The following is a 17,577-nucleotide window of genomic DNA, read 5'->3' on the forward strand; positions in this document are numbered from 1 at the left end:
CATTTCTACCTTGACAGTTACATTTTTCATTTTTTGCTAAGTTTCATTGCCATATATTTTTGGTAGTGAGCATTGGACCTTTAGGTCTTTATGATAGAGAGTAGTTCGTGTCTACCAGCAGTTACTAAAATTCCTAATTAGGATGGAGAAAATAGAATGAAATATCAAATAATATGCTCTATAATCAAGGTTTTAAGATAAGAAAATGGCAATTTCTGTAGGAATTAATGGTCTTGGTAGAATAGGAAGGAATGTATTACGTGCTATTTTTGAAATAGAAAAATACAGTAAACAAATAGAAGTTATAGCTGTAAATGGATCACTTAGTGCTAAACAACATGCACATTTGATTAAATATGACTCTATTCATGGTAAATTCAATGGTAATATTAGTTTTAGTGAATCTGAAAACTGGATTTCTATGAACGGCAGAAAATTTTTCTTGTATAGAGAACGGGATCCTGCAAACATTCTATGGGACGTTGATATAGTGTTTGAATGCACAGGTGCATTCAATAAGCGAACAGAAGCAATAAAGCATAATGCAAGAAGAATAGTTGTCTCTGCTCCAGTTTTAGATGCTGATGTAACTATAGTTTATGGTGTGAACAATGATATGCTAAAAAAAGAGCATAAGATAATATCTGCAGGTTCTTGTACTACAAATTGCCTAGCTCCTGTTGTTCAAGTTTTGCATTATAATTTAGGAATAAAAAGTGGTTTTATGACCACTATACATGCCTATACAAATGATCAAAACATTCTTGATGGCAATCATGAAGATTTACGAAGAGCAAGAGCTTGTGCGCTATCTATAGTACCAACTACAACTGGAGCAGCAAAAACAATCAATTCTATTATTCCTGAATTAAAAGGAAAGATAGACGGTACTGCCATTAGAGTTCCAATTAGTAATGTTTCCATGATTGATTTTAAATTTATAACTGATAAAAAAGCAACTGCTAATGAAATAAATAAAATATTTAAGAATTCGACAAGTTATATACTTTCCACATGTGAGGATCCTTTAGTCTCAATAGACTTCATACACACTCCTTATAGTGCAATTGTAGATCTAACTAGTACATATGTTACAGGTGATATATATAGGATTGCAGCATGGTACGATAACGAATGGGCCTTTTCATTGAGAATGCTAGATATAGCATTACTATGCTATAATAAATAATAGAGTATGAAGAAAAAACAAGAAAAATATACTTCATTTTATGAGCACTTTGCAGAGCTTAGAAGAAAGGTCATTTTCTGCTTTCTATTTTTTCTTGTCGCTTTTTGTTTTTGCTATTATTTTAAGGAGAACATATACTATTTTTTGCTTACACCACTAATGGAAATCACAAAAGGTAGTGGTGACTTTTCTCTAATCTACACAGATTTGACAGAAGCATTTTTTGTATATCTAAGGGTTGCTATAATGAGTGCTCTTCTGTTTTCTTTTCCTGTATTTGCGTGGAAATTTTATACATTTTTAGCACCTGGCTTATATAAAAGAGAAAGGGCAGTGTTGTTGCCATATTTAATTGCGACGCCAGTCTTATTTATAACTGGGGCTGCTGTGGTTTATTACTACATATTTCCTTTAGCATGGAAATTTTTTATTGCTTTTGAGTATAGTAGTAAACCCTTCGGTATACCAATAGAATTTATGCCATCAGTGAGCGAATACTTAGATCTTGTTCTCCAATTCATGTTCGCATTTGGAACTGCATTTCAAATTCCAGTTATACTCACATTAATGGTCAGAGCTGGACTACTTACTACACAAAGTTTGTCGAATAGGCGTAGAATTGCAATAGTGTTAATTTTCATTATCGCTGCAATTTTAACTCCACCTGATGTATTAAGCCAAGTAGGACTTGCTGTACCAATGTTGATTTTATATGAGATATCCATCTTAGTGTGTAGGTATATTGAAAAAAAAGCAAAGAGTAATACTTGAGTATCAATATCTATCTGTATCTATAAATTACATAATATATATTATGGAAAATAGAACTAAAAACAAAGCATTTCATTTGTATTTAAGTAGGCTTAGATTTCCTTTTTAGACCCTTAGTAAGGGCATCATTAGTCTTTGTCATAGCACTATCAAACACCTCCAATAATCTTTTAAATAGGCTTGGAGTTAATGAAAAAATAGGGTTAACAGATACGTTATTATTTTTATTATCACCACTTGCTTTGTAATCTATTGAAATAATACCCCTACTTTTTCCACCAGTAAGAAATTTTCCAATTATAGGAATTTTTAATAGAAATTTATTAATTAAGTATGCTGGTATTACTTGTCCTTCAACCTGAAATTTATGATCTTTAATATCAATCTTACCACTAGTACTAATGCCTAATTCTGCTCCTTCAACCCATGACTCCTCAATTTTTATGAGACCACTTTTATACAAAAAGGGAGCATTATATTTATCAAAATACACACCCTCATTCTTTATAACATTTACAATACCAGGGAGCGAAGACATCGACAATAAAGTAGTGAGTAGTGGAGCATCTTTGATATAAAAATTGCTAATGGATAACATGCCATAACGTTCACCATTTTCTCTCTGAGATGATAGATAAAAAGATAATTTCCCATTTTTAACTGATTTGCTAATGCCTAAGGACCGTAAAAACATACCTGAATTATCCGTGTATATTTCAAGACCTACTCCACTATACTCTGCAAATATATTACCGCTATCTTTAAGGAACTGCCCTGTAAATCGACTCCCATTGCAACTACCCTTAGTACAAATCAAAGCTAGCTTAGCATCTTTAATAATAATATCTTCTTTCATAATTATGTTATCAACATTCATATCAATTTCTATTCCTATATCTCTGCTTAATTTATTATTATCTTTGCTGAAGAAATCCAAAATATTGCCTAAATTTACTTTCTTTCCCAAGATAGTTATAACGTTTTTCTCTTTACTTGATTTGATTTTTACACTTAAGTCACTGTTAGGCAGCATGAAGTTGCTAGAGTTTAAATGTAAATTCCCGTTTTCTAATTTTCCACTGAATCTTATATCTAAGCCATTTCCAATAACATCTAGGCTATCTATTAATAGTTTTCCTATTCCATTTAATCTTGTAGAAAACACAATTTTATTGTGTGTATTAGAATATTTTTTTTGTCCTAAGCAGCTTAAGCTCAATTCTAGCTTTGATAAATCTATGCTACCATTAATATATCCAGTCTTATCTGGATTTATCATTGATTCTATGTTAGCATTAATATGCCCACTATCTAGATTAAGTATCTTAGCTGGTAAATCACCAGTTAAATTCCAGGAAAGCCCCTTATTTTTATTACTGCTTTTCAGATCAAACAATAGCTGTGTGTTATTTACCATGCCACTTCCATGAAAATCAATGAAATCTCTGCCAAAATCAAGCTTAATATCATAGTTACCGAGACTTGCACCGTAGATAACTAAATTATCAATTTTGGAATTAAAGCTGGCTAAAAAGTCTGCTTTTTTGTTACCAGAGTTTAGATTAAAAATACGTAAACTGAATACAGATTCCGCTCTTCCATTTATCTTATCACTTGTAACCTGAATGATATCATCTAGCTTAAATTTTATATGTTCATATAACCCATAAACATCACTTACAGCTTGACCATTAATGATAAGAACTGAATCTTCTTTATTGAGAGAATTCATTTCAATTTGTCCGGCATTAATAATAAAATTCTGAAATTTAGCACTGTTTACAGTAATTTTAAGATCATTATTTTTAAGAGTCAGATTACCATTTAATTCCTTTACTTGTTTTGAATTTTCATCAAACTTTATGCTACCGTTTTCTATATCAGCAACAATCATAATGTCTGACAGGTCATTATTATTGATTAAGCTATTGATTTTGCCGTTAAAATTTGTAATTATATTTACAATGTCACCACCAATATGGTTGCAATACCATTTTTTAAATTTATTATTCACTATACCATCTGGTACATATGTGCATAAATCCCTTGTAGTGAGTCTACTAATATTAACCATAAGCAGAGCATTATTTGTATTAAAGTTTATCTTCCCTATTAAAGAAAGATATATGTTATCCAAGTTAAAATGGAAACTTTTTATACTAATGATTCTGTCTCCATATGTTAAATTTATATTTACGTCAGTCATGGGTAAGCCTTTACTCACACTGCTCTCTATATTATTTAACACGTATATGTTCCCATCTATTACTTCATCATTTTCATTGATCCTTATAGAAAAGGTTCCTTTGAATCCTATGTCTTTACATAAATTGTAATCTTTAACTAATGTAATAAACCAACTTAATGATTCTAATTTTAGGTTATAGAACTTACCATGCATATCTAACAAACCATTACAATTTTTTATCACAATAGATAAGTTATCTAGAACTCCTTTCTTATCTTTTGTACGAATATAAACATCTAAAGTATCAAAATTCTCTCCTTTCCCTATATACACCTTATTAATGAAAAATTTGCTCCCCATATCTTTATGGATTGAAATATTAGTAATTTCAATCTTTGAATCTGTGCTTAATTTAAGGAATAATTTCCTTATTGCTTTCAAAAAGCTTTGGAAATTGAAATCAATTGTTTTGGAGTCAGATTTTTTTTTATTATCTGCAGTCCAATCTATTATCATTAAATCTGCTGGTACTGTGACCCATTTTCTTTTCTCTTGAATTCCAGAGTCATGCGCTGGAACTACAGTTGTAGGACAAATACGTATGTATATTTTGTCAGCTAAAATCTGAGAAAATTGCATATTGGTTTTAAATAATGAACTTAGCTTAAAATGTGCAGAAAAGTTAGAGATCTTTACAGCAAGAGCTTGGTTTGTTATTTTAAGGTCTGTAACAACCAAGCATATATCCTTGATGCCTTTTTGCCATACAACTGAAATGCTCTCCATATCAATATTTGCATTTGCAAACATTTTTGATATTTTTTTCTTTATATAAAAATTAATATAATTATTATTGATTTCTAAAGAATCATTCTTTTTAAATAAGATAAAAAAGCAAAATATAAATAATAAAGCTAAAAAAAATAATGCATTCTTAAGCATCTACTATTGCTTTTCTCGCTAAACTATCAGCCTCCTCATTGTACATATTATCACTATGTGCTTTAACCCACTTCCAATCAATCTCATGTTGTAAGATAACACTATCCAACTCCTTCCATAACTCTATGTTCTTCACTGACTTTTTATTGCTTGTTTTCCAACCGTTTATTTTCCATCTGTTTACCCATTTTGTTATACCATGTTTAACATAAAAACTATCTGTATATAAACTAACATTACAAGGGAACCTTAACACCTTTAGCCCATTGATTACTGCTGTTAACTCCATTCTATTGTTTGTAGTATTTTCTTCTCTACCAAAAATATTCTTTCTATGACCTTTGAATAGTACTATTACCGCCCATCCTCCTGTCCCTGGATTACCAGAACAGGCTCCATCTGTGTATATTGTTACTTCCTTTTTGTTCATCTTTTTACTATGTAGATAGATAAAGTATATATTTGCTTCTACGAAAGTTCAATTTTAATGAGATTTATATGCTAAGGCAAACTTAAACTGTATTTTTAAGTTTTACTATAGAAACAAAAAAAAGCCCAACAACGAGCAACATTAATAGAAAAAGCAAAAAGTAGTTTTTATATTTCTGCTGTTCTTTCATATCTAGAACCAATCGATAGAGCAAAAAATAATACTAGCAAACAAAGAAAATAGGTAAGAAATTGAATAAGAAAACATTCTTTTTTGTGAATGGTAATCCTTGAACTTAATAATAGATATAGCATACCAAATAAAAACACAACCTTCAAGAATTGCTATACTCAGGTAAAGTAGAACATTTTTTAAAAACAGTGATGGAAGTAAGCTAATTAACACTAAAAGTATACTATAAATTAGTATATATTTTCTTGTTCTCTCTGATCCGTAAACAACATTAAACATTGGAATTGATGCTTTTGCATATTCTTCAGACTTGTTTAAAGACAGAGACCAAAAGTGTGGTGGAGTCCATATAAAAATTATTAAAAATAGAATAAAACTCTCCCAACTAACAGCATTAGTTACGGTTGCCCAACCAATCATTGGAGAGAAAGCACCTGATGCGCCACCGATAACAATATTTTGCGGGGTGCGTCTTTTAAGCCAAAATGTGTATATAAAAACATAAAATAATATGCTAACTGCAAGTAAAACAGCAGAAATATAATTTACTGCTACTGCCATAATAAATACTGACAATATTCCAAGAATAGCCCCAAATGCAAGAGCGCTTTCTGCAGAAACTTTACCAGAAGGTATAGGACGACTTTGTGTCCTCTCCATAAGTAGATCTATATCCCTGTCATACCACATATTTATTACTCCTGCAGACCCTGAGCCAAGAGCAATACATATGATAGATATTAGTGCAAGAAAAGGATGTATACTATCTGGAGCAACAACTACTCCAGCGACTGCAGTAAATACTACAAGGCACATTATCTTTGGTTTTAGCAAACACAAAAAATCTAGTATTGTTGACTCAATATTCAATAAGGTACCTGTATACATTTATTTTATCACTGGCGGTTTTTCGAAGGTGTGGAAAGGTGGAGGTGAAGATACTGTCCATTCTAAAGTATTACCTCCCCAAGGATTATCTTCAACTTTTTTACCCCATTTGAATAGATGTATAATTATAAATATAAAAAGGACAACTGAAGAGAAAGACATGTATGATCCAATTGATGATACATAATTCCAAGGAATAAATGCATCAGGATAATCAGGTATACGTCTTGGCATACCTGCTAGTCCCAAGAAATGTTGGGGGAAAAAAGTAATATTGGTACTAATAAAGGTAAGCCAAAAGTGTATTTTCCCTAGGCATTCATTGTATTGCTTACCTGACATCTTGCCTATCCAGTAGTAAAAGCCAGAAAAAACTGCGAATAACACAGCTAGTGACATAACATAATGAAAGTGAGCGACAACATAATATGTATCGTGCAATAATCTATCTACTCCACCTTGAGATAGAACTATTCCAGTTACACCCCCACCAGTAAACATAAAAATAAAACCTAATGCAAACAGCATAGGAGTTTTGAGCTCAATTGCCCCACCCCACATAGTTGCAATCCAACTAAAGACTTTTATACCAGTGATAACACCAATGAAGATTGTACTAGTACTAAAAAATATAACTGCATCTTTACTAAGTCCAACAGTAAACATGTGATGAGCCCAGACCATAAATCCAAACACTGCTATACCTATCATAGCATAAATCATTCCCATATGACCAAACACTGGTCTATGAGAGAAAGTTGATACGACTTGACTTATTATGCCAAATGCAGGGAAGATAATGATATAAACTTCTGGATGACCAAAAAACCAAAATAGATGTTGAAATAATACAGGGTCACCACCACCAGCAGGATCGAAAAAGGAAGTACCAATATTACGGTCAGTAAGTAGCATAGTTATAGCACCGGCAAGTACAGGTAAAGCAATAATTAGCATAAATGATGTCAATAAGATTGACCAAACGAATAATGGCATTTTGGTCAATAGCATACCTTTTATGCGCATATTGAGTATAGTAACTATGAAGTTAATTGCTCCAACAATTGATGATATACCAGCAATATGAAGTGCAAATATAGCAAGATCAACTCCTGTACTTGGATGGAATATAATTTGTGATAAGGGTGGATATAAAGTCCATCCTGTTCCTGGCCCTTCACCAGCAAATGTTGAAAAAATAAGCAGAATAAAAGATGATACTAATAACCAGAAACTCAGATTATTCATACGAGGGAATGCCATATCTGGTGAACCAATCATAAGAGGTACAAACCAATTACCAAATCCCCCATTAGAGCTGGCATTATCATAAAGAATAGCATTATTATTGCATGTCCTGTAACCATTACATTGTACATTTGATAATTGTTGTTAAGTATATTAACGTGCATTAGCTGAGTACGAATAACTATTGATAACAACCCACCAATAATCCCAGTTAATATAGAAAAAATAATATATAGTGTCCCTATATCCTTATGGTTAGTAGAAAATAACCAACGCCTTATACCTTTTGGTATATCACTCATGCCTGTCTCCAAATTTAACTTGCTAATTTTTTGCTTTCAATCCATTCATTGAAATCTTTCTTACTCACTGCCTTAACAACAATTGGCATGAATCCATGGCCTTGACCACATAATTCATAACATTGCCCGTAGTAAATACCAGGGTTTTTGACATTAAACCATGCTTCATTTAACCTTCCTGGTATTGCATCGACTTTTATGCCGAAAGCTGGTATTCCCCAACTATGTATTACATCCCCTGCAGTAACTTGCAGACGAATATTAGTATCAATAGGTAAAACAACATTATTGTCAACAGAAAATAGCTTTAAATCTTCTTTAGCAAAATCATTTGCTTCCTTGATATAACTATCAAATGACATTTGGTATTCAGGATACTGATAGCTCCAATACCACTGGTGGCCAATAACCTTCAAGGTTATATCAGACTTTGGTATTTTTTCTTGTAGCTTAATTAATTGAGCATTCTTAAATGCTAACACACCAACAATAATCGTTGGTATAATAAACCAGGCAATTTCTAAGGTGACATTATGATTTGTTTGGCTTATATTTATAACTTTATTTTTGCGAAATCGGAATATCACATAAGCAAGTAGCATCCATATAAGAAACATTATCCCAACCATTACAGCAGTGACAAATGAATGTGCCCTAACTATAACTTCCATCATTTCAGTTGCAGGTTTAGGAAATCCTAATTGCCAAGGAGTAGGAAAAGAAGCAATTGATATGTTTGAATAAAAGACTATCAATAATGCAAACAACCTTGACATACTTATTTATTAGTAATGGTGTAAAACTAACTATATAATATTGTATACAAATTTGTTATGCAATAAAGATTAGTGATTTTTAATATCCAGTGTTATAAAAAATATAGCCCTAATGAAGGGGGATCGTATTTATCTTGAGCTATGCTATAATGATATCTGTTGTTGCTAGTAATTTTCTAGCTTCAAACTCAAAAGCAGTGATAGGCTTATTAAGCTTTTTATTTTTACTTGTACCCATTTGTTTAGAATGGGAGCATTCCTATGGTATAGCAAAATGCGTAACTATCTTTCTATAAAAGACCTATCAATCGTTGCAATTATAGGTGTAAATAAGAATGACAAAAGTGTGCGTGATTGAGTGACTATGTATACTTCTACTGGCATACCAGGATATAGGTACACATTTTTAAACTGAGCAAGTTCTGACTTTGGTATCATTATACGCACTGAATAATAACGTCCTAACCTTTGATCATCAAGAGCATCAGGAGAGATATGGCTTACTATGCCATTAATCAAACTCAAACGACGTGCATTATATGCACTCAGTCTCACTTTGACTTTTAACCCCTTTAATCCGTCAATAGAGACTATGTTGCTGTCTTTTTTTTGCGCTGATATTATTTCTTCTATATTTCTTGTCTGAATCTTAGTGTCTATCATAAGATCATCATTGGAAGGTACTACGCTCATAACTGGCACTCCAGATTGTATAACACCGCCTTCAGTGTGATATCTTATGTCTGTAACTATTCCATCCTGAGGTGACCTAATTACTGTATGTGCTAACGTGTCTTCTGCAACCATTAGCCTCTCTCTTAAGTCAGCAATAGATATAGCAATTTCCTTGAGTTCTGTATTTGCTTTTTCTTGAGAATCATTTCTTATGTTTAAAATTTCTAATTCGTTCTCTCCAATTTTTTGCTGCGTTTGAGATATTGCAGTGCGATAATGACCGACTCTACCATTAATCTCAGCAAGCTGCTTTTCTAGAGCTAAAATATTTGGTTTACCAATATATCCATTGCTAAGAAGCTGTCTTTTTATTTCCAATTCCTCAACTATTAATTTACATTGCTTTAGAGCTGCGTCCAATTGATAGTTTAGCCCTACTAACTCATCATGTAGCTGCCTTATGCGCAGTTGTAGTATGTTAGTTTTTCCTAATATGCTACTGCAATGAGAATAGAATAATTTTATCTGATTTTTTACTACTTTATTTACGAGCTCACTCTTAGTCAATTTTTTGACTTCATCAGGAAAATTAATTTTATCTAATCCTTCTCTAATAGAGATTAGTCTTGATTCATTTGCTAAAAGCGATAAGAGCTTTTCTTTGATTATATTTAGATTCGCCTTTTCATTAATATCATTTAGCAAAACTAAAGGCTCATCTTTCTTAACTATTTGACCTTCTCTGACTAGAATCTTTTTTATTACTCCGCCTCCTAAATGCTGAATTACCTTTCTATTTGAAGATACAACGACCTCTCCATTTGCACGTACTGCACCATCAATTGGAGCTATAGCTGCCCAAATACCACCTATTCCAAAGAAAATGACTATTATTACCAGGCCAAAAAATAGTGGTCCACGTGTTACTCTCAAGACCTCGTTTGAGTGATTCCTCTCAAGGTTTAAAATAAAACTTGTTATTGTGTCAATTAATATAAAAGTTCTATCCAAAAATTTTAGTTTTTTTTTCTTTTTTATCACTTGCATATTTATATTATCACTATAGATAAAAAACCATGTCAAAGAAAATAAGACACAAGTTTGCTTATTCAGTAAATACTACTGTTGACATATAGGATTACATCTAAAAATTAAAGTATGTGACTCAAGCACATAACTTAGACTGTTTTGTACTTTGGATAAACCGTTTAGTAATAATCTGTACTATACTTAGCATGAATTGAGCTCTTGTAAGTATTAAACCATTTATGCATGTAAAAAATGCATTGCTAATTAAACAATGTTCTGTTAGTAATATCAGGAAAACAAAATCATTATGTTCCAATTGGAAGGCAGGAAATTTCTCGTTACTGGTGCTTCAGGTGGGATAGGCCAAGCAATTGTAGGGATTATGCATAAAGCTGGAACAACTTTATGTATCTCTGGTACAAAGAGAGAGATCCTTGAAGGAATTGCTAAGCAGTACAAAAAGAACATACACGTACTTCCTTGCAATTTATTAAGTACTGAGGAAGTAAATAATTTAATAGAAAGAGCAAGCGAATTGATGACAGGTTTTGATGGGCTTATATGCAATGCAGGCATTACACAAGATAGGTTACTACTAAAAATGACAGATGAAGCATGGCAAAAAGTAATTGATATAAACTTGAGCTCTACATTTAAGTTGAGTAGAGAAGCGTGTAAAAAATTAATTAAAAATAACTGGGGAAGGATTATAAATATTTCTTCAATAGTAGGGTTAACAGGAAATGCTGGACAAGCAAATTACGCAGCAGCGAAAGCTGGAATAATAGCTATGAGTAAATCTATAGCAAAAGAAGTTGCAAGTCGAAATATAACAGTTAATTGTATTGCTCCTGGGTTTATAGATACTAAGATGACTGGAGGTTTAACTAAAGAACAAAAAAGAAAAATAATAGATAATATCCCGATGAAAAAGATTGGAACTGCAGAAGAAGTAGCAGCAGGTGTTTTATTTTTAGCAAGCAATGAAGCAAAATATATCACAGGTCATGTATTAAATATTAATGGCGGCTTATTTATGTAGAGCACCATTATTTATATAGTCTATAGACAAGTTGTAGACTTTGCTTTAAAATAAAATGTGTATAAACTAAAATGAGGAAATGGGCTCTGTAATAAGAAAAATTTTTAATATCTTGTATGCGGCACTACTTCTTTCAGGTTACCCAACTACCTCAGATGCTGGAAGTAGCGATATAGATGATACAACTGCTCAAGTAATATGCAATATTATTGGTTATATTTGGGGGATAGGTGGTCCACTCATGACTGTAGTAATAATTGGTGCATCTTTGCTTGCAATATTCGGTAGGATGCCTTGGCCAGCCCTGTTTGCTTTAGGGATGTTTTGTGGTGTATTTTTCGGTGCTAAGGCAATTATAATGAAAGTTATACCTAACATGAATGATAGTGTAAAGATTATGCTAGAAAACTGCGGAACGAAAAAATAGTAAAAGTAAAAAGGATTAGATAAAATTATTCTATTCTCATTGCAGTAGCATATTAGGAAAAACTAACATACTACAACTGCGCATAAGGCAGCTACATGATGAGTTAGTAGGGCTAAACTATCAACATTTTTCATATATTTTCGATACTAGCTCAACTTCTTTTTTTGACATAGCTAATTAGTTTATCAATGGTAGTTAACTTAATCTTATGTTGTCCAGCAAACTCAAGTAACTGAGGTAAACGCATCATAGAACCATCATCATTAACTAATTCACATCCAACAGCTGCATGATTAAGATCAACTAACTTTGCTATTTCTACACTAGCTTCAGTATGACCATTGCGTGCCAAGACTCCGCTATCATTTGCAATAATAGGAAAAACGTGGCCAGGAGTAATAATGTCATCCTTAGTGCTCTTTTCATCAATAGCAATAAGTATTGTACGTGTCCTGTCATTAGCGGAAACGCCTGTTGTAATACCATAACGTGCATCGATTGATGTAGTAAATGCAGTATGAGGAGTAAGTTTCTCATCCACATTACTTCTTCTCATAAACTCAAGACCTAGCCTATTCATGTGAATCTTTGTCATAGCTAAGAATACGATGCCAGTACCATATCTAATCATAAAAGCTACGTGCTTTGGCTTTAATTTTTCAGCTAAGATGATCAAATCTCCTTCATTTTCCCTATCTTCATTATCAACTAAAATAAATAATTTACCAGACTGGGCATCCTCTAATACATCTTCTACAGGAGAAATATATGATAGATCCATTGATGCATAAGTAGCTTCTACCATAATTTATTTAAACTCAATCCTAACTACTTTATATAATTTCTCTCCGCTTGGGACTACTACCTCTACGTATTCACCAATTTTTTTGCCAATTAAAGCACTACCTAAAGGTGAGCTAGTAGATATTAATTGCCTTGAAACATCAGCCTCATATTCACCTACAATTTTATAAATATACTCTACTTCACTACCATCGTCATTTAACATGCTTAATGTTACTGTTGCACCAAACATTACTGAATTACCAGATAAATTCTTTACCTCTATTACTTCTGCATGAGAAAGCTTGTTTTCTAGCTCTATTATACGACCTTCAATAAACCCTAACCTTTCTCGTGCAGCATGATACTCTGCGCTCTCAGACAAATCACCTTGATCGCGTGCATCAGAAATAGCCTGTATAATAGAAGGTTTTTCTTCTTTTAATTTCTCAAGCTCAGCTTGCATAAATCCAAAACCTTCTTTTGTTATAGGAAATTTTTTAATGACGGATGAAGTCATAACCACCACCTAAACTCAATTAAATTGAGTAATAAAACTACTAACGATATTAAAAATATCCTTTTTGATAACATTATTCATGTCACTTGACAACTTTTCTAAAACTTCAGGATATTCATTATGAAAATAATTGATAAGCTCACATTCAAATTTACTAACGTTACTTATTTGTATCTTGCCTAGCTGATCATATAAATTAGAAAAAATGTACATCAGTACTACTTGTTCTTCTATCGGCATAGGTGAATGCTGTTTTTGTTTTAATAGCTCAATAAGATATTTACCCTTATCCAAGGATAATTGGACACTAGCATCAAGATCAGAACTAAATCTTGCAAAATCCTCCAGTTCTCTATACTGAGCTAGACTTAGCTTTACAGAGCTAGAGACTTTTTTTACAGATTTCAGTTGTGCAGCAGAACCAATTCGCGAAACTGATAAACCTATATTCACTGCAGGACGGAACCCTTTATGAAACAGCTCAGACTCAAGAAAAATTTGCCCATCAGTAATTGAAATTACATTAGTTGAAATGTATGCAGATACATCACCTGCTTGAGTTTCAATAATCGGCAAAGCAGTCAAAGACCCATGTCCTTTCTCATTAGACATTTTAGCAGCTCTCTCAAGTAAACGAGAATGTACATAAAATATATCTCCAGGATAGGCCTCACGTCCAGGAGAACGTCTCAGCAGTAAAGATATTTGTCTGTACGCTATAGCATGCTTAGACAAATCATCATATACTACCAAACAATGCATTCCATTATCACGGAAAAATTCTCCAATAGTGCAACCAGCATAAGGCGCTAAAAACTGCATAGGTGCACAGTCAGATGCACTAGCCACAACTACAACTGTATAATCTAATGCTCCACTTTCTTTTAGTTTATTTACTACTTTTGCCACTGATGAAATTTTTTGCCCGATAGCAACATAAACACAATAAATCTTTTGATACTCATCTGCCTTATCATTAATCCTTCTCTGATTAATGATAGTATCAAGTGCAATAGTAGTTTTCCCGATTTGTCTATCGCCAATAATTAGTTCACGCTGTCCTCTGCCTATTGGGATTAGTAAGTCTATAATTTTAATTCCGGTCTGTAGAGGTTCATGGACAGATTTACGATCAATAATTCCTGGGGCCTTAGGGTCTATGTCCATTTTGTTCTTAACTGTAATCTTTCCACCACTGTCTATTGGGTAACCAAGTGCATTTACTACCCTTCCAAGTAATTCATGTCCCACAGGCACTTGCATAACATCACCACTACATTTTACAATATCTCCTTCTTTTATATCACGATCATTACCAAGCACCACTACTCCAGCAGTATCATGATCTAAATCAAAAACTATCCCTTCTATGCCACTCGCAAAAAGTACCTTTTCGCTAAACTTTGCTTCTTCAAGTCCGTAAATCAGTGCAATACCATCAGTCACTGAAATCACTTCGCCTATATTTTCTCGTTTTATAGGATAATCAAATGTATCAACCTTTTCACGTATTATATTTACTATCTCAGAAGCATTTATACTATCCTTCATATACAACTCCTAATCTTTAATATCTCGGTTTTGCTAAAACCAACTAATCTATCTAAGTAACTTTTCAGCGAAACATCGATTAAACTAAAACCATACTTTACTACAAAACCACCAATTATGGAAGTGTCTACTATATTATCTACTTTTATTATCTTACCAATAGAACTCAAAGATTCAGTAATTATTTTTATGTCAGTCCCACTCAGCATCTCTGCTGACTTTATAGTAACTTCTAACTCATTATCATTTTCTCTTACAAGATTTAAGAACTTTTTTAGTATAAAGAGTAATAAATTAGAGCGCCTGTTTGCAAGTATTACTATAATGAATCTTACTAAGCTTTCATTCAGATCTCTACCTATGGAAAGTAGAACCTCTCTCTTGTGCGTAAGAGAAATTATAGGATGAGACAGATACATAAAAACCTCAGGTCGACTTTCAAAAAAATCCAATAAAAACTGGACTTCTTTTTTTATAGGACCTAACTTGTTTTTTGCAACATAAAACAGGACCTTAGCATAAGATGAAATTAAATTAATGTATTGAGCCTTTTTCACATTAAATTACACATATATAAAAAGCTAAATATCTTACAGTTTGGCCATATGGTCAACTAAAAAGCTTAGACCTCAGCTGATATACAACCAAAACTTTTATGGCTTAAATTCATTTAGTTATTTGTCTGCTAAGGAAAAACATGCTAAAAATAGTTAGATCCAACGATCAAGTTAATTATAACGATTTTCTTAGAATAAAGGAAAATACTTTTCACTACTTACCTATTACTAATTGCTAACTACTAGCTAAAAAGATCACATCACCAAAGATAACACATAATTTTATAAACATTTCTTCTTAATTTAACAAAAGAATATCGCTAAAGCAACTTGAAAAGTGTATTCTCAGCAGAGCATGACAATCTAAATACATTGTGGTTTTACTTTTTTAAGTTTAAAAGTTGCTGATTGCAACCTTTGTTCTAGGCAGCTCTTTACTGACATCCTGCCCTTTCTTCAAAAAAAAATTCCTAGTATATATAGATCAAGAAACGGATCATGAGAAAAAAGGCACATACAGACATGTTTCAAGATGAACATATCCTTTTAGATTAGATGCTACTTCTACAGCCTATCTATAGTAATTACTATATACACATATGTTCTCGACTCACTTTTAACAATACAACATGACATTTACCTATTCTTCTTTAAGCTAAAATATAGTAACTTACCAAGTAGGTTAATTGCAAGATGTTCCTTTCTTGCTTAATTTTAAGAGCATTAATCTTCCTTTCTTTAGAAAAAGAGATAGCAAATTTCTCTTATTTGTATTCTTCAAAGGTTTATCTTATTTTGTTTTTATACTTAAACTCTCAAAATCAATTATCTTTACTTATATATCCCGCTAGCGGGAGTCCTAGATATTAAGAGCCCATATTCCAGTCTAATTGCTTTTTCAGTAGTTTGTTTCTTGTTTTCGAGTATGCTATATGTCGGTAAAGCCAGATAATTCAATAAGGAGTCTTGAAATTCTCTCACCATGTACTTATACTAACTCCTAGATCTGTAAAGGTTGTACTTATGGTTTATTATCTATATACAACATTTATTTACCTTCTTAAAATAGTCATAAATAGTTATGAGTTCTAATGATAGAAGGGATTTTCGCAATTTCAATAAAAATTTCAAATATATTTAGATTGAATTAGCTTTTACAAAAAAAGAGAAAATGGGTAAGTCACAACTAGTCAAGAAGGTATTTGATACTGTAGCAGACTACTATGATATTATGAATGACATGATGAGCTTTGGTATGCACAGGATATGGAAGGATAAGATGGTTAGTAGCACGTATTTTATAAAAGACTCAAAGGTTTTAGATATTGCCGGAGGGACAGGAGATATAGCAATAAGAATCGCAAGAAAAGAACCAAGTGCTCAAATAACAGTATGCGATATAAATCAAAATATGCTAAACAGAGGAATTGATAAAGCTATAAATTCAAACCAGCTTAATTTTAATTGGGTATGCGCAAATGCAGAAAATTTACCATTTGAAGACTCAACATTTGATTACTGTACAATAGCTTTTGGTATTCGAAATGTTTCTGATCGTAAAAAAGCTTTAAGTGAAGCATATAGAGTACTGAAACTAAGCGGGAAATTCATTTGCTTAGAATTTGCTCCTACGAACTATGAAAATAAGATGTTTAATAAATTTTATGACTTATATTCATTTAAAGTAATCCCAAAAATCGGCGGCTTAGTTGCTAAAGACAAAAATCCTTATGAATACTTAGTGAGAAGTATCAGAAAGTTTCCAACTCAAGCTGAGTTCCAAATGGAAATTATAGAAGTAGGGTTTCATAACGTTGAGTTTCATAACATGAGCTGCGGAATAGTGGCATTATATATTGGAGTAAAATAATCATCAGAATGTGATATAGAACATATGGTATTAACTTAGATTTAGTACCCTTTTTGGTCTCATAAGATTTACTCTTAATTTAGTAAAGATACACTTGCATATTCTTCATTTTAGACAATATATTTTGCATACATCATAGTAATATACTACTAAACCATACTTAACCTCTCGTTTAGCAATCCCATTATGGGTTTTAC

The 17,577-nt window shown here is 32.3% G+C and carries 14 protein-coding genes and 1 pseudogene; 5 read left to right on the forward strand and 10 right to left on the reverse strand.

Annotation, left to right across the window (positions count from 1 at the left end; genetic code table 11):
- Positions 1–205: 205 nt before the first annotated feature.
- Positions 206–1,189, forward strand: coding sequence for a type I glyceraldehyde-3-phosphate dehydrogenase (gap, locus tag GOY13_RS02005; RefSeq protein WP_175814158.1), 984 nt, complete (start codon positions 206–208; stop codon positions 1,187–1,189).
- 6 nt (positions 1,190–1,195) lie between these two features.
- Entirely contained in the window at positions 1,196–1,960 is a 765-nt protein-coding gene (gene tatC / locus GOY13_RS02010) for a twin-arginine translocase subunit TatC (RefSeq protein ID WP_175814159.1), read from the forward strand.
- A gap of 82 nt (positions 1,961–2,042) precedes the next feature.
- Here tatC and GOY13_RS02015 read toward each other — a convergent pair whose 3' ends face one another.
- The 6 genes and pseudogenes from GOY13_RS02015 to GOY13_RS02040 form a co-directional block, all read right to left on the reverse strand.
- A complete protein-coding gene (locus tag GOY13_RS02015; protein ID WP_175814160.1) occupies positions 2,043–5,090 on the reverse strand; it encodes a YhdP family protein in 3,048 nt (1,015 codons plus the stop codon).
- A complete protein-coding gene (gene rnhA, locus GOY13_RS02020; RefSeq protein WP_175814161.1) occupies positions 5,083–5,520 on the reverse strand; it encodes a ribonuclease HI in 438 nt (145 codons plus the stop codon). The genes GOY13_RS02015 and rnhA overlap by 8 nt, the downstream gene beginning before the upstream one ends.
- A 192-nt stretch (positions 5,521–5,712) precedes the next feature.
- Positions 5,713–6,600: a heme o synthase gene (locus tag GOY13_RS02025; RefSeq protein WP_175814162.1), complete on the reverse strand. Its 888-nt coding sequence runs from the start codon at positions 6,598–6,600 to the stop codon at positions 5,713–5,715.
- Positions 6,601–8,150: pseudogene (gene ctaD / locus GOY13_RS02030) on the reverse strand (cytochrome c oxidase subunit I).
- A gap of 14 nt (positions 8,151–8,164) precedes the next feature.
- A complete protein-coding gene (gene coxB / locus GOY13_RS02035; RefSeq protein WP_175814163.1) occupies positions 8,165–8,926 on the reverse strand; it encodes a cytochrome c oxidase subunit II in 762 nt (253 codons plus the stop codon).
- Between the two features lie 282 nt (positions 8,927–9,208).
- The gene (locus GOY13_RS02040; protein ID WP_175814164.1) at positions 9,209–10,648 is read right to left on the reverse strand and encodes an HlyD family type I secretion periplasmic adaptor subunit; all 1,440 of its coding nucleotides are present in this window, start codon (positions 10,646–10,648) and stop codon (positions 9,209–9,211) included.
- Positions 10,649–10,937: 289 nt separating this feature from the next.
- Between GOY13_RS02040 and fabG the strand changes: the two genes are divergently transcribed.
- The gene (gene fabG, locus GOY13_RS02045; protein ID WP_175814165.1) at positions 10,938–11,672 is read left to right on the forward strand and encodes a 3-oxoacyl-[acyl-carrier-protein] reductase; all 735 of its coding nucleotides are present in this window, start codon (positions 10,938–10,940) and stop codon (positions 11,670–11,672) included.
- Positions 11,673–11,751: 79 nt separating this feature from the next.
- Positions 11,752–12,099 (forward strand): TrbC/VirB2 family protein, encoded by a 348-nt coding sequence (locus GOY13_RS02050; RefSeq protein ID WP_175814166.1) that lies wholly within the window; start codon positions 11,752–11,754, stop codon positions 12,097–12,099.
- A 151-nt stretch (positions 12,100–12,250) separates the two neighbouring features.
- Here the strand turns inward: GOY13_RS02050 and ribB are convergent, their stop codons facing one another.
- Genes ribB through atpH form a run of 4 tightly spaced genes read right to left on the reverse strand, consistent with a single transcriptional unit; the run spans position 12,251 to position 15,510 of the window.
- Positions 12,251–12,904 carry a 3,4-dihydroxy-2-butanone-4-phosphate synthase gene (gene ribB, locus GOY13_RS02055; protein ID WP_175814167.1) on the reverse strand — a complete coding sequence of 218 codons (654 nt, stop codon included), beginning with the start codon at positions 12,902–12,904 and terminating at the stop codon, positions 12,251–12,253.
- A gap of 3 nt (positions 12,905–12,907) precedes the next feature.
- Entirely contained in the window at positions 12,908–13,402 is a 495-nt protein-coding gene (gene greA / locus GOY13_RS02060; protein ID WP_175814168.1) for a transcription elongation factor GreA, read from the reverse strand.
- Positions 13,403–13,417: 15 nt separating this feature from the next.
- Positions 13,418–14,953 carry a F0F1 ATP synthase subunit alpha gene (atpA, locus tag GOY13_RS02065; RefSeq protein ID WP_175814169.1) on the reverse strand — a complete coding sequence of 512 codons (1,536 nt, stop codon included), beginning with the start codon at positions 14,951–14,953 and terminating at the stop codon, positions 13,418–13,420.
- Positions 14,950–15,510, reverse strand: coding sequence for an ATP synthase F1 subunit delta (atpH, locus tag GOY13_RS02070; protein ID WP_175814170.1), 561 nt, complete (start codon positions 15,508–15,510; stop codon positions 14,950–14,952). The genes atpA and atpH overlap by 4 nt, the downstream gene beginning before the upstream one ends.
- Positions 15,511–16,681: 1,171 nt before the next feature.
- Between atpH and ubiE the strand changes: the two genes are divergently transcribed.
- Positions 16,682–17,380 (forward strand): bifunctional demethylmenaquinone methyltransferase/2-methoxy-6-polyprenyl-1,4-benzoquinol methylase UbiE, encoded by a 699-nt coding sequence (ubiE, locus tag GOY13_RS02075; RefSeq protein ID WP_175814171.1) that lies wholly within the window; start codon positions 16,682–16,684, stop codon positions 17,378–17,380.
- The last annotated feature ends 197 nt before the right edge of the window (positions 17,381–17,577 follow it).

It is taken from the genome of Wolbachia endosymbiont of Cruorifilaria tuberocauda (assembly GCF_013365475.1).
In the GTDB taxonomy this organism is placed as follows: Bacteria; Pseudomonadota; Alphaproteobacteria; order Rickettsiales; family Anaplasmataceae; genus Wolbachia.

Excerpts from the sequence above, each read along its gene's own strand:
- greA (WP_175814168.1), bottom strand. The coding sequence starts at position 13,402 with ATGACTTCATCCGTCATTAAAAAATTTCCTATAACAAAAGAAGGTTTT.
- coxB (WP_175814163.1), bottom strand. The coding sequence starts at position 8,926 with ATGTCAAGGTTGTTTGCATTATTGATAGTCTTTTATTCAAACATATCA.
- GOY13_RS02025 (WP_175814162.1), bottom strand. The coding sequence starts at position 6,600 with ATGTATACAGGTACCTTATTGAATATTGAGTCAACAATACTAGATTTT.
- GOY13_RS02015 (WP_175814160.1), bottom strand. The coding sequence starts at position 5,090 with ATGCTTAAGAATGCATTATTTTTTTTAGCTTTATTATTTATATTTTGC.
- tatC (WP_175814159.1), top strand. The coding sequence starts at position 1,196 with ATGAAGAAAAAACAAGAAAAATATACTTCATTTTATGAGCACTTTGCA.
- gap (WP_175814158.1), top strand. The coding sequence starts at position 206 with ATGGCAATTTCTGTAGGAATTAATGGTCTTGGTAGAATAGGAAGGAAT.
- GOY13_RS02040 (WP_175814164.1), bottom strand. The coding sequence starts at position 10,648 with ATGCAAGTGATAAAAAAGAAAAAAAAACTAAAATTTTTGGATAGAACT.
- ribB (WP_175814167.1), bottom strand. The coding sequence starts at position 12,904 with ATGGTAGAAGCTACTTATGCATCAATGGATCTATCATATATTTCTCCT.
- atpA (WP_175814169.1), bottom strand. The coding sequence starts at position 14,953 with ATGAAGGATAGTATAAATGCTTCTGAGATAGTAAATATAATACGTGAA.
- fabG (WP_175814165.1), top strand. The coding sequence starts at position 10,938 with ATGTTCCAATTGGAAGGCAGGAAATTTCTCGTTACTGGTGCTTCAGGT.
- ubiE (WP_175814171.1), top strand. The coding sequence starts at position 16,682 with ATGGGTAAGTCACAACTAGTCAAGAAGGTATTTGATACTGTAGCAGAC.
- rnhA (WP_175814161.1), bottom strand. The coding sequence starts at position 5,520 with ATGAACAAAAAGGAAGTAACAATATACACAGATGGAGCCTGTTCTGGT.
- GOY13_RS02050 (WP_175814166.1), top strand. The coding sequence starts at position 11,752 with ATGGGCTCTGTAATAAGAAAAATTTTTAATATCTTGTATGCGGCACTA.